The organism is Actinomadura fibrosa, from assembly GCF_900659615.1.
Classification (GTDB): domain Bacteria; phylum Actinomycetota; class Actinomycetes; order Streptosporangiales; family Streptosporangiaceae; genus Spirillospora; species Spirillospora fibrosa.
This window is the reverse complement of sequence record NZ_CAACUY010000075.1, coordinates 25,144-37,165: the sequence shown is the minus strand read 5'-3', so window position 1 is coordinate 37,165 and position 12,022 is coordinate 25,144. Positions and strand designations below refer to the sequence as shown.

Sequence of the window (12,022 nt, the reverse complement as noted above, 5' to 3'; positions counted from 1 at the left end):
CGGCACGGCTGATCGGCCGGGTCCGTCCGTGCGGGCGGGCCCGGCCGGGAGGTCAGCGGCGGCGCTTGCGGGCGCGGCGGATCGCGGCGGCGGCGCCGATGGCGGCGACGGTGGCGCCCGCCGCCGTGGCCATGGTGGCCTCCTTGCCGCCGACGCGGCGGCCGACGACGGCGTGCCGTCCCGCGGTCTCGTCCATCAGGATGCGCAGCGCGGTGGCGTTGTCGTAGAGCGGCTTCCAGCCGGCGGCGCGGAGCCGGGCGCAGTCCACGACCCACGGGTAGGCGACGTAGTGCAGGTCGGTGGCGGGCGCCGGGGTCATGCCGAGCCGGTGCAGGCGCTGCGCCATGCCGAAGGTGAGGGCGGCGGGCAGCTCGAAGCCGCGCTTGCCGGTGATCTCGGCGACCTCGTCCGCGCCGAGCCAGCCCTCGCAGCCGACGGCGACGGGCCCCTGGACGTCCTCGGTGACGACGGTGTCGAGGGCGGACGCGAGGTCCTCGATGTGGCAGAACTGCCAGCCGGGCGTGCTGCCCTTGACCGACAGCAGCCGCGGCGCCTCGAAGTGCCGGGTGACGACGGTGTCGACGCCTGGGCCGACGAGCGCGGCGGGACGCACGACGGTGATCCTCAGCCCGGGATGGGTGAGCGGGGCGTTGACGGCCAGCTCCTCGATCTCCAGGTAGTCGCCGGCGATGCTGGCGTTGGCCTCGGCGTGCAGCGGCGCGTCCTCGTCCAGGGGGACCTCGTTGCCGGGCCCCGCGCCGTAGACCATCGCGCTCGTGACGAGGACCACCCGGCGGACCCGGGCGGCCGCCGCGGCGGTGACGACGGTCTGCGCGCCGCGGACGTTGTGGGTGCGGCGCTCCCGGGGATCGGCGTCCGGGGACCGCTCGATATCGAGGTTGACGATCACGTCGACGTCGGAGAGCCGGTTGGACAGCAGCGGATCCCTGATGTCGGTGACGCGCCAGGTCACGCCGGGCACATCGCCCCGGTGCCCGTCGATCGCGACGACCTTGCGGATCTCTTCTCGTTCGGCGAGCCGGGCGGCCAGCAGCCGTCCCGCACCGGTGGCCGCCCCGGTGACGGCGACGACCGGGCCCTTGCTACGCCGAGGGCGAACCTTGCCCGTTGCCACGGGGGTGCCCCCTTCCTTGAGTACGCGACCTCGCCGGGACCGGCTAACGTTGCGGATATGAGCCCATCATGCATCCCAGGGGCAAACCGATGAGTGACACTCCCTTCGGCTTCAACCGTCCCGGCGACGGTGACGACGACAAGCCCCAGGATCCATTCAAGGCCATGGGCGGCGACATGGCGCAGTTCGCCGACATGCTGCACCGCTTCGCCGACATGATCGGCGGCCAGGGCGCGGGCGGCGGGGGCGGCGGCCCGCTCAACTGGGATCTGGCCAAGAACATCGCGCGGCACTCGGTGGTCGAGCAGGGCGACCCCTCGATCGTGGACGCCGAGCGGCGCCAGGTCGAGGAGGCGCTGCGGCTGGCCGACCTGTGGCTGGACGCGGGCACGACGCTGCCCGCCGGCATCCGGTCGCCGCGGGCGTGGAGCCGGTCGGAGTGGATCGAGCAGACGCTTCCCGTGTGGGCGAAGGTGTGCGACCCGATCGCGGCCCGGATGGTCGAGTCGATGGGCGGCGCCCTCGGCGGCGGGCTCGGCGGCGGCGAGATCCCCGCCGACATGCAGGCGATGGCCGGCCCGCTGATCGGGATGGTCAAGCAGATGGCCGGGGCGATGGTCGGCGGCCAGGCCGGGCAGGCGCTCGGCGCGCTCGCCCGCGAGGTGACCGGGTCCGCGGACGTGGGGCTGCCCCTCGCGCCGGACGGCGTCGGCGCGCTGCTGCCCGCCGGGGTCGAGGCGTTCGGCTCGGGCCTGGAGGTCTCGGGCGACGAGGTCCGGCTGTACCTGGCGCTGCGCGAGGCCGCCCACCAGCGGCTGTTCGCGCACGTCCCGTGGCTGCGGGCGCACCTGCTGGGCGCGGTCGAGGAGTACGCCCGCGGCATCACCGTCGACCTGTCGGGCATCGAGCAGGCCGTGCAGGGCCTCGACCTGAGCAACCCCGAGGCGATCCAGGAGGCGCTCGGCGGGGAGATCCAACTCCAGCCCGAGGAGACGCCGCGGCAGAAGGCCGCGCTGGCCCGGCTGGAGACGACGCTCGCGCTGGTCGAGGGCTGGGTCGACACCGTGGTGAACCAGGTGGCCGAGGGCCGGCTGCCCGGCGCGGTGAAGCTGGCCGAGGCGGTGCGGCGGCGCCGCGCCACCGGCGGCCCCGCCGAGCGGACGTTCGCGACGCTGGTCGGCCTGGAGCTGCGGCCGCGGCGGCTCCGCGAGGCCGGGGCGCTGTGGCGGACGCTCACCGACGTCCGCGGCACCGAGGGCCGCGACGCGATCTGGGAGCACCCCGACCTGCTGCCCACGGCCGACGACCTCGACGACCCGGACGGGTTCGTCCACGGCCGGGACGAGCTGGAGGGCCTCGACCTGGACATCTCCCAGCTCACGAAGGCCGCCGAGGCCGAGGCCGGGAGCGACGAGAAGCCCGACGAGGACGGTGTCGAGAAGGACGGGCCGGCCGAGAAGGACGGCCCGGACGGCGACGAGGGGCCCCGCCCGTGAGCCGGGCACGGCCGCCCCGCGTGAACGGCTGCCGGTACGAGCGCGGCTCGTCCGCGAACGTGATCAGGCGGCGGACCGCGCGCGCGGGCCTGTGCTGGCAGCGGCCCAGCGACCAGGAGCGCCGCCGCCTCCACCCGGCCAACTCGCGGTACCCGCGCATCGGCCGCACGTGACACCGGACGCGGAACCCGCCGCGAGCCTGGCCACGCCCCCAGGCACCGGCCCAGGCACGCAGCCGGACGCGGAGCCGGGCGCACAGCCGGGCACGCAGCCGGACGCGGAGCCGGACGCGGGGCTGAACGCGAAGCCAAGCGCGGAGCCGGGCACGCAGCCGAGCGCGGGGCCAGGCGCGGAGCCGGGCACGCAGCCCGGCGCGGGGGTGCTGTACGTCGACGCTGTGCGGGTGCTGTCGGGGTGGCGGGCGCCCGATGCCGGGCAGGAGCGTGCCCGGCTGGAGTTTCTCCGGCATCTGGAGGAGCATCCGGCGGACGGGATGTGGCGGGAGTGCGCGGCCGGGCACATCACGGCGAGCACCGCCGTCCTGGACGCGTCGCGGTCCCGGGTGCTGCTGACCCTGCACGCCAAGCTGAAGGCGTGGCTCCAGCTCGGCGGGCACTGCGAGCCCGGCGACGCGACGCTCGCGGCGGCGGCGCTGCGGGAGGCGACGGAGGAGTCGGGCATCGCGGGCCTGCGGCTGCTGCCGGAGCCCGTCCAGCTCGACCGGCACGCGGTGCCCTGCCATCCGCAGGGCAGCTGGCACCTGGACGTCCAGTACGTCGCGATCGCCCCGGAAGGCGCACGGCACGCGGTGAGCGACGAGTCGGACGACCTCGCCTGGTTCCCGGTGAGCGATCTCCCGGAGCCCACCGACGACGTCGTTCGCTCCCTGGTCAGGCGTGCCCTGGCCCGGTAGGCGGGTCCGCGCGGGCTCAGCCGGAGAGGGGGTGGCCTTCGAGGAGGGCGCGCGTGTTCTCCCAGCCCTCCAGGCCCGGGTCGAGGGACCGCAGGTCGGACGGGGTGCGGACGCGGTGCCAGCCGGGGCCCTGCGGCACCAGGCCGGGGCGCGGCGCGGCGGTGCGCAGGCGGGTCAGCGCGTCCGGGGCGTCGAGATCGAGATCGTCGAGGGCCGCGGCGAGCCAGCCGGGGAGCGGCAGCCGCGCGGCGAGGGCGACGAGGCCGTTGCCGTCGGCGGCCTGGCAGGCGGCGGCGGGCGCGCTCCCGAGGGCGCGGAACAGCTTGCCGAGCAGCAGGGGCGGCAGGTCGGGGGCGTCCGGCGCGACCAGGGCGGCCTCCGCGGCCCCGAGGTCGTGGAGCGCGGCGAACGCGGCGGCGGGGGCCGGTGCGCGGACGATCGCGGTGCCCGGCCAGGTGACGGCCTCGGCATCCGGCTGATCGGGGGGATCGAGGACGAGCGCGGGCGTCACGAACTCCAGCCCGGCGACGACCTCGTAGGTGTCCTCAAGGAGGGCGAGGCGGAACTCGTCCGGGTCGATCCCGGGCGGAGCGGCGGGGGCGCCTGCGGCCGGGGATTCGCCGACGAACGACAGGACCGCGGCGTAGCGGGCCGTGGCACCGGCACCCTGGCCGGTCTCGCGGCCGGTCGCGTGGCCGGTCTCGCGGGTGGCGCCGTGGCTCAACCCGCGGCCTCGCGGGAGAACCGGTCCCCCGGGTGCAGTCCGTCGCCTTGGTGCAGGTCGGCCGGGCGGCGCAGGTCGGCGGGCTCCTCGCCGGGCGCGTCGGCCTCCATCGGCAGGTGGGCCGCCGCGGCGACGCCCTCCAGGTAGCCGCGGGCGCGGTCGGCCTTCGGGTAGTTGGCGACCAGTTCCCAGAAGTCGGCGCCGTGCCCAGGGACGAGGAGGTGCGCCAGCTCGTGCACCAGGACGTAGTCGACGACCCAGCCGGGCATCCCGCGCAGCCGCGTGGACAGCCGGATCGTGCCGTCGTCGGGGGTGCAGGAGCCCCAGCGGGTCCGCTGGTTCGCGACCCAGCGGACGCTGACCGGGTCGGCGCGCCCGTCCAGGTACCGGCGGGACAGCTCGCGGGCGCGGGTTTCGAGATCGGCGTCGCTCGGGCGCCTGCGCCGCTCCCTTTCGGCGAGCCGTTCCAGGATGGTGGCGATCCACTGCTCTTCTTCCGACTTGCTGAGCCTGGACGGAACCATCACCACCACCTTGTCCCCATCCCGGTAGGCGGACACGGTGCGCCGGCGTCGGTTGCTGCGGCGGACCTCAACATTTGGGGGCACGCCTGAACCGTACCCAAAAATTTGCGCCGCCCATAGGGGGTGTTGGACGTTAGCCCAGGTCAAGCCCGCTCTTTTTCACGCTCTCCCGACGGTTCCGCCACTTTTCCCACCGCCGCCGAACGTCCGCGGTAAAGGGGTTACGACCGCGGTCACTCTCCGGTGAAGCGCGGGGTCCGCTTTTCACGCTGGGCGGCGATCCCCTCCACCATGTCGCGGGAGGCCATGGTGACGGGCTGGGCGAGGGACTCCCAGCGGAGCGCGGACTCCATGTCGCGGTGGCCGCCGTTCGACAGGGCGACCTTGGTGAGCCGGGTGGCGATGGGCGCCTGCGCGGCGACGCGGGCGGCGGCGTCCAGTGCCGCGCCGAGCACCTCCTCGCGCGGGACGGCACGGTTGACCAGCCCGGACGCGGCGGCCTCCGCGCCGGTGAGGACCCGGCCGGTCAGCAGCATCTCGCGGGCGAGCGGCAGCCCCGCCACCTCGGGCAGCAGCCAGGTCGCGGCCATCCCGGGATGCAGGCCGAGGGCGGTGAACGGGGCGAGCAGCTTGGCGTCGGACGCCGCGTACCGCAGGTCGCAGGCCAGCGCGAGGCACAGCCCGGCGCCGACGGCGTGCCCGTTGACGGCGGCGATGGTGGGGACCTCCACGTCCCGGATCGACAGCCACGTCCGGTAGAACTCCAGCATCCGGTCGCGCAGCGCGGGGACGGCGACCGCGTTGGTGTCGGCGAGCCAGGAGAGGTCGCCGCCGGAGGTGAAGGCGCCGCCCGCGCCGGTGAGGACGAGGCAGCGCAGCCCGGCGTCCGCGCGCAGCTCCGCGATGGCCGCCTTCCACGCGGCGGTCATCGCGTCGGACATCGCGTTGCGCCGTCCGGGGTCGTTCAGCGTGAGGACGGCGACCCCGTCGGGGCGGCGGTCGACCAGCAGCGGTTCGGACGGATCTCCGGGCATGGGCGGAACCGTACCGCGCGGGGTCCCGGGGCGGTGCGGACAGGGTCCCGAACTCCGCGTGAGAAAGCGCACACTTACCACGTCCGCGCAGGTGAGGCAGGGTAGATGAGACAGCGGCCCGGATTTGTTGCCGTTGGTTGTGGCGCGAACGAGATGCCATCGCGGACAATGGACCGCGTGAGCGATCTTCCCCGCCGCGCGGTGACGCGGTCAGCCAAGCTGGCGTCCCTCCCCCTCGGCTTCGCGGGGCGCACCGCGCTCGGGGTCGGCAAGCGCACCTTCGGCCGCCCGGCCGAGGCCGTCGCCATGGAGATCCAGACCCGCACCGCCGAGCAGCTGTTCAAGGTGCTCGGCGAGCTCAAGGGCGGGGCGATGAAGCTCGGCCAGATGCTCTCGATCTTCGAGGCGGCGCTGCCGCCCGAGATCGCGGGCCCCTACCGCGCCACGCTGACCAAGCTCCAGGAGGCCGCTCCCCCGCTGCCCGCGTCCACCGTGCACAAGGTGCTCGCCGGGGCGCTCGGCGAGGACTGGCGGGACAGCTTCGCGTCCTTCGACGACAGGCCCGCCGCGGCCGCGTCCATCGGCCAGGTGCACCGGGCGGTCTGGCACGACGGCCGCGCCGTCGCCGTCAAGGTGCAGTACCCGGGCGCCGGCAAGGCGCTGATCAGCGACTTCAACCAGCTCGCCCGGCTCGGCCGGCTGTTCGGCGTCCTGATGCCGGGGCTGGACGTCAAGTCGATGCTCGCCGAGCTGAAGGAGCGGGTGGTCGAGGAGCTCGACTACACGATCGAGGCCGAGTCGCAGACGGTCATCCGCGACGCCTACGCCGGCGATCCCGACTTCTTCATCCCGGAGGTGATCGCCCAGTCCGGGGACGTGCTCGTCACCGAGTGGATGGACGGCACCCCGCTCTCGAAGATCATCAGTGAGGGCGACCAGGAGACGCGGAACCACGTCGCCCTCCTCTACTGCCGCTTCCTGCTGTCCGGTCCGAAGCGGTCCGGCATGCTGCACGGCGACCCGCACCCCGGGAACTTCCGGCTGCTGGAGGACGGCCGCCTCGGCGTCCTCGACTTCGGCGCCGTGGACCGCATCCCCGGCGGGTTCCAGCAGCGGCTCGGCCTGCTGCTGCGGATCGGCACGATGGCCGGCATCGACGAGATCGAGGACGCGCTCCGCCAGGAGGACTTCATCCGCGAGGGCGTCGAGGTCGACGCCGAGTCGCTCCAGGCGTTCCTGGCGCCGATCACCGAGCCGTTCGTCACCGAGACGTTCAAGTTCAACCGCGAGTGGCTGCGCGACATGGCCGCCCGGGTCACCGACCTGCGCCCGACGAACGTCGTCCGGCAGCTGAACCTGCCGCCCGAGTACGTGATCATCCACCGGGTGCTGTCGGCGGGCACCGGCGTGCTCTGCCAGCTCGAATGCGAGATCCCGGCCCGCGCCGAGTCGCTGAAGTGGGTTCCCGGCTTCGCCGACGACGAGGACGGCGAGCTCGTCACCGGCTGAAACCCGCCCCCGGAACCGAAACGGGCCCCGCGCGCTGATGAGGCGCGCGGGGCCCGTTCGTTCGGCGCGTCCGGTGAGTGGGCCACCGGACGCGCCCCTCGGTGCCCGCCGGGAGGCGCCGCCCGCCAAACCATCCAAGAAGGGCGGGCGGGAGCCTGCTACCGGGCGGGCCGGGAGTGGCCCTCGGTACGGTCGGTCCTCGCGGTCGGCGCGAGCAGGACGCGCCGCACGCGGGACGCCCTCGTCTGGGCATCACGCCGGGCGCGCCTCAGGGCCCGGACCCGGGCCGCGAGGTCCTCGGGGACCGTCGCGGGTATTCGCTCCCGGGACAGGTCCTGGCTGAGCAACGTCATCTCGTTCTCCCCGGCCGCCCGGAGGCGCGGTCCCCTCGCGGGGGCCGCGCCTCCGGGGTTCGTACGGTCGGTCGTCGGCACGGTCGGCATCATGGCCTCACACGGCCACTTCGTCCGGGACCGGGTGCTTCCGCGGACGGCCCCGGGGCCGCTTGCGCGGAACGATCACACCGCGGACGAACAGCTCGCCGCCCCAGACGCCCCAGGGCTCCTTGCGCTCAAGGGCGCCGGCGAGGCACTCCTTGCGGAGCGGGCACTCCAGGCACAGGGCCTTGGCGAGCTCGACGTCGGCGGGAGCCTCGGCGAAGAACAGCTCCGGGTCGGTCCGGCACGGAAGAGTGAGGTCCTCCTCGCTCACTGCGAGAGCCCCCTGCATCACAGTCACCCTTGTTCCTCTCGTTGGATCTCAACGGGTGTGTCGGTGGGTTGTCCGGGCAAATAAGAAGGCCGCGGATCCGGTGTCGGGATCCGCGGCCTGGGGGCTGTGCCGGTGTCTTTCTAGACCGGTCGCCTCCAGGGGTACGGACCCGAAACGCCACCCTTGAGGGAGGCGCCCACGTGGGCCGTGGCCGGAGCCTGGGTGCTCATGTCCTCGATGAGTTCGAAGACAGGTCGCCCCTGCTCGTCCTGGACTCGCTGCTCGGAGCGCAGATCATTGAGACCGCGCAGTCGCATGCCGAAGGACTCGATGGTCCCGCCGGCCGGGTTCGCCCAGCCGAACGGCGCGTCGGCGCCGAACGGCGCGCTCGCGCCGTCGATCCGCGCGCAGCCGCCCGGCTTCGGGCCGGCCGGCAGCGGGACGGTGGTCGCGGCATAGGCGGACGAGGCGCCAGGGCATGCGGGGGTCCAGGCCGTCATGGATTTGATCAACGTGTTCACCGGACTGCACACCACCTTCCTGGCTCCTCGGGCCGCACGGGCGGATTCAAGATCCACCCGGACCGGCCGGTTGATTGCTCGCATCGAGCGTACGGGGACCGCGGTAAATCAATCAAGGTATTTTTGACCTGCGGATTCGTGGGCGACTTCACCCGGCTCCCGCGGAACCTCGGCCGCCCGCCGGGCGTCGAAGCCTCTCAGGAGCCCCGCACGAAACGATCATCGCACGCCCCCCACCCGCCCGTCCCCCGATTCGGGCGGATCGCCGAACCCGGCGCCGCCCTCCCCGGGATCACCGGTCGGAGACCCGGACCAGGCCTTCCTGCATCACGGAGACGACCAGTTCGCCCGACTGGGTGAACACCTGGCCGCGCGCCAGGCCGCGGGCGCCGCCCGCGAACGGCGTGTCCTGGTAGTAGAGCAGCCAGTCGTCCGCGCGGAACGGGCGGTGGAACCACATCGCGTGGTCGAGGCTGGCGCCCATCGTCCGCTTGTCGCCCCAGGCCAGGCCGTGGTTGAGCAGGACGGTGTCGAGCAGCGTCATGTCGGACGCGTACGTCATCAGGCAGACGTGCAGGAGCGGGTCGTCCGGGAGCTCGCCGTCCACTTTCAGCCACACCTTCGACTCGGGGGTGGCGAGGGACGGGTCCTTCGCGGCCTCCCACGTCAGCGGCGTCGCGTGCCGGACGTCGAAGGGGCGGCGCTCGGTGAACTCGCGGGCGCCGACCGCGCCGAACAGCGGGGTGAGGCGCTCCAGGGAGTGCGGCAGCGTCTCGGGCGCGGGCGCCTCCGGCATCGGCGCCTGGTGGGCCGGGCCGTCCTCGACGATCTGGAACGACGCCGACAGCGTGAAGATCGCCTTGCCGTGCTGGATGGCCGTGACCCGGCGCGTGGTGAAGGACCGGCCGTCGCGGACGCGGTCGACCGTGTAGACGAGCGGGACCGACGGGTCGCCCGGCCGGATGAAGTAGGCGTGCAGCGAGTGCACGGGCCGGTTCACCGGGACGGTGCGGCCGGCGGCGACGAGCGCCTGCCCGGCGACCTGGCCGCCGAAGACCCGCTGCTGCCGGTCTTCGGGGCTGCGCCCGCGGAAGATGTCGTTCTCGATCTGTTCGAGGTCCAGCAGGTCCAGCAGCGACTTCAGTGACTCCTTCACGCCGGCCAGTCTTCCGTATCGCCCCGTGTGAGCGGGGTCTCACCCCCTGGTAGCCCCCGCGTCGCTCCGGGTCAGGCGCCGCAGAGGCCGAGGACGGCGTCGCCGTAGCGGTCGAGCTTGGTCTTGCCGACGCCGGGGATGCGGGCCAGCTCCTCCCGCGACTCGGGGGCGTGCTCGGCGATCGCCTGGAGGGTCGCGTCGGTGAACACCACGTACGCGGGGATCCGCTGCTCGGCCGACACCTCCGCGCGCCACTCCTTCAGCGCGATGAGCAGCTCCTCGTTCAGCTCGGACGGGCAGTCCTCGCAGCGGCCGAGCTTGCGCTCGACGGCGGCGGTCAGCGGGCGGCCGCACACGCGGCACGGCTGCGGGCCCTTCCCGGCGCGCCGCTTCGTCCGGTCGACGCGCGCGGGGGTGTGGGTGGCGGTCTTGGACGTCAGGCCGCTCAGGAACCGGGACGGGCGGCGCTGCGACGACCCACCGGGCGAGCGGGACAGCGCCCACGACAGCGAGAGGTGGACGCGCGCCCGCGTGACGCCGACGTACAGCAGCCGGCGCTCCTCCTCGACCTGCGCGGGCGTCTTCGCGTAGATGATCGGGACCGTGCCCTCGACGAGCCCGACGAGGAACACCGCGTCCCACTCCAGGCCCTTCGCGGCGTGCAGCGACGCCAGCGTGACGCCCTCCAGCGGCGGCGCGTGCTGGGCGGCGGCGCGCTCCTCCAGCTCGGCGACGAACTCGGGCAGGCCGGCGCGCGGGTCGTCGGCGGCCATGTCCTCGGCGAGCTGCGCGAGCGCGGCGAGCGACTCCCAGCGCGCGCGGACCGCGCCCGTGCCCTCGGGCGGCCGGTCGGAGAACCCCGCCCCGGACAGGACGTGCCGGACGGTGTGGATCAGCCCGGTGCCGTCGGTCTCGGCGTCGGCGCCCGCGCGGGCCGCGCCGCGCAGCCGGACGACGGCCTCCCGGACCTCGGGCCGCTCGAAGAACCGCTCCGCGCCGCGCAGGACGTACGGGACGCCCGCCGCCGCGAGCGCCGCCTCGTACGTCCCCGACTGGGCGTTGATCCGGTACAGGATCGCGATCTCCCGCGCCGGGACGCCCTCGTCGATGAGCTTGCGGGCGCGGCGGGCGGCGTCGTCGGCCTCGGCGATCTCGTCGTCGTACTCGTTGAAGACGGGATCCGGGCCGTCGGGCCGCTGCGCGACCAGTTCCAGTTTCTGCCGCGCCGCGCCCTCGCCCCGCGCCTGCCCGATCACGCCGTTCGCGAGCCGGACGACCTGCGGCGTCGACCGGTAGTCGCGGACGAGCCTGACCACCGTCGCGTCCGGGTGCTCGCGGGTGAAGTCGAGCAGGTAGGACGGGCTGGCGCCGGTGAAGGAGTAGATCGTCTGGTTGGGGTCGCCGACGACGCACAGGTCGTCGCGGTCGCCGAGCCAGGTGTCGAGCAGCATCTTCTGGAGCGGGTTGACGTCCTGGAACTCGTCCACGACGAAGTACCGGTACTGCTCGCGGACCTGGTTCGCGACCTCGCGGTGCTCGGTGAGGACGGCCGCCGTCAGCTCCAGCATCCCCTCGAAGTCGAGGAGGTTGCGCTCCCGGCGGAGCTGCTCGTACATCGCGTAGACCCGCGCCACGTCGACGACGTCGGCGGGCGGCCTGCGCGCGGCGCGCACGACCGCGGCGGCGTAGTCCTCGGGGCGGTTCTGGGTCACCTTGGCCCACTCGATCTCGGCCGCGACGTCGCGCAGCTCGGTGCCGCCGAACGACAGCCGGCACGCGCGCGCCGCGTCCGCCACCAGGCCGATCTTGGAGTTGAGGATCTTGGGCGGCTCGCCGCCGATCACCCGCGGCCAGAAGTAGGTGAGCTGGCGCAGCGCCGCCGCGTGGAACGTCCGCGCCTGGACGCCGGGGGCGCCGAGCTGCCGCAGCCGGCTCCGCAGCTCGCCCGCCGCGCGCGTGGTGAACGTCACGGCCAGCACCCGCTGCGGGGTCACCACGCCGGTCAGCGTCGCGTAGGCGATCCGGTGGGTGATCGCCCTCGTCTTGCCGGTGCCGGCGCCCGCCAGCACGCACACCGGGCCCTTCACGGCCTCCGCCACCGCCCGCTGGTCGGGGTCGAGCCCCTCCAGCACCGAGTCAGCCACCATCCCCCCATCCTTCCAGCCGGCGGCGCCCCGCTCGCCATGACGCGGATCTCCCCCGCGAGGGTTCCCCTCCGGACGGCGGGTAAGGAATGCGAAACGGGGACGCGCTGTTCTTCGATACGCGTATCCGAACAGATCGTACGAACGAACGAGGG

General features: G+C 74.0%; 13 protein-coding genes. 4 read left to right on the top strand and 9 right to left on the bottom strand.

All coding sequences use genetic code 11. From position 1 onward, the window contains the following. Positions 1-52: 52 nt before the first annotated feature. Complete coding sequence (locus E1300_RS24275; RefSeq protein ID WP_131759362.1) at positions 53-1,135, bottom strand: NAD-dependent epimerase/dehydratase family protein; 1,083 nt, start codon at positions 1,133-1,135, stop codon at positions 53-55. A gap of 89 nt (positions 1,136-1,224) precedes the next feature. Between E1300_RS24275 and E1300_RS24270 the strand changes: the two genes are divergently transcribed. From E1300_RS24270 to E1300_RS24265, 3 genes are all read left to right on the top strand, one after another. Further along, on the top strand, positions 1,225-2,631 hold the full coding sequence (locus E1300_RS24270; RefSeq protein WP_131759361.1) for a zinc-dependent metalloprotease: 1,407 nt from the start codon (positions 1,225-1,227) through the stop codon (positions 2,629-2,631). Next, complete coding sequence (locus E1300_RS50275) at positions 2,628-2,804, top strand: hypothetical protein (protein ID WP_165502970.1); 177 nt, start codon at positions 2,628-2,630, stop codon at positions 2,802-2,804. Before E1300_RS24270 ends, E1300_RS50275 begins: the two co-directional genes overlap by 4 nt. Before the next feature lie 224 nt (positions 2,805-3,028). Then, a complete protein-coding gene (locus E1300_RS24265; RefSeq protein WP_131759368.1) occupies positions 3,029-3,544 on the top strand; it encodes an NUDIX hydrolase in 516 nt (171 codons plus the stop codon). Between the two features lie 16 nt (positions 3,545-3,560). On the opposite strand, the gene E1300_RS24260 is transcribed toward E1300_RS24265, so the two are convergent. From E1300_RS24260 to E1300_RS24250, 3 genes are all read right to left on the bottom strand, one after another. Next, a complete protein-coding gene (locus tag E1300_RS24260; RefSeq protein ID WP_242619373.1) occupies positions 3,561-4,268 on the bottom strand; it encodes a hypothetical protein in 708 nt (235 codons plus the stop codon). After that, positions 4,265-4,828 (bottom strand): M48 metallopeptidase family protein, encoded by a 564-nt coding sequence (locus E1300_RS24255; protein ID WP_131759366.1) that lies wholly within the window; start codon positions 4,826-4,828, stop codon positions 4,265-4,267. Before E1300_RS24255 ends, E1300_RS24260 begins: the two co-directional genes overlap by 4 nt. 197 nt (positions 4,829-5,025) lie before the next feature. Then, on the bottom strand, positions 5,026-5,826 hold the full coding sequence (locus E1300_RS24250; protein WP_131759360.1) for an enoyl-CoA hydratase/isomerase family protein: 801 nt from the start codon (positions 5,824-5,826) through the stop codon (positions 5,026-5,028). 177 nt (positions 5,827-6,003) lie between these two features. Between E1300_RS24250 and E1300_RS24245 the strand changes: the two genes are divergently transcribed. Continuing rightward, positions 6,004-7,335 (top strand): ABC1 kinase family protein, encoded by a 1,332-nt coding sequence (locus E1300_RS24245; protein WP_242619372.1) that lies wholly within the window; start codon positions 6,004-6,006, stop codon positions 7,333-7,335. Between the two features lie 158 nt (positions 7,336-7,493). Here the strand turns inward: E1300_RS24245 and E1300_RS24240 are convergent, their stop codons facing one another. From E1300_RS24240 to E1300_RS24220, 5 genes are all read right to left on the bottom strand, one after another. Then, positions 7,494-7,688: a hypothetical protein gene (locus E1300_RS24240; RefSeq protein WP_131759358.1), complete on the bottom strand. Its 195-nt coding sequence runs from the start codon at positions 7,686-7,688 to the stop codon at positions 7,494-7,496. A gap of 97 nt (positions 7,689-7,785) precedes the next feature. Beyond that, positions 7,786-8,064, bottom strand: coding sequence for a WhiB family transcriptional regulator (locus E1300_RS24235; RefSeq protein ID WP_131759357.1), 279 nt, complete (start codon positions 8,062-8,064; stop codon positions 7,786-7,788). 122 nt (positions 8,065-8,186) lie between these two features. After that, positions 8,187-8,567 (bottom strand): hypothetical protein, encoded by a 381-nt coding sequence (locus E1300_RS24230; protein WP_131759356.1) that lies wholly within the window; start codon positions 8,565-8,567, stop codon positions 8,187-8,189. Positions 8,568-8,859: 292 nt separating this feature from the next. Continuing rightward, entirely contained in the window at positions 8,860-9,723 is an 864-nt protein-coding gene (tesB, locus tag E1300_RS24225) for an acyl-CoA thioesterase II (protein WP_131759355.1), read from the bottom strand. Positions 9,724-9,794: 71 nt separating this feature from the next. Beyond that, entirely contained in the window at positions 9,795-11,870 is a 2,076-nt protein-coding gene (locus E1300_RS24220) for an ATP-dependent DNA helicase UvrD2 (protein ID WP_131759354.1), read from the bottom strand. Between the last annotated feature and the right edge of the window lie 152 nt (positions 11,871-12,022).

Coding starts and splice junctions, on each gene's coding strand:
- E1300_RS24250 (WP_131759360.1), bottom strand. CDS start 5,826: ATGCCCGGAGATCCGTCCGAACCGCTGCTGGTCGACCGCCGCCCCGAC.
- E1300_RS24220 (WP_131759354.1), bottom strand. CDS start 11,870: ATGGTGGCTGACTCGGTGCTGGAGGGGCTCGACCCCGACCAGCGGGCG.
- E1300_RS24235 (WP_131759357.1), bottom strand. CDS start 8,064: ATGCAGGGGGCTCTCGCAGTGAGCGAGGAGGACCTCACTCTTCCGTGC.
- E1300_RS24270 (WP_131759361.1), top strand. CDS start 1,225: ATGAGTGACACTCCCTTCGGCTTCAACCGTCCCGGCGACGGTGACGAC.
- E1300_RS24240 (WP_131759358.1), bottom strand. CDS start 7,688: ATGACGTTGCTCAGCCAGGACCTGTCCCGGGAGCGAATACCCGCGACG.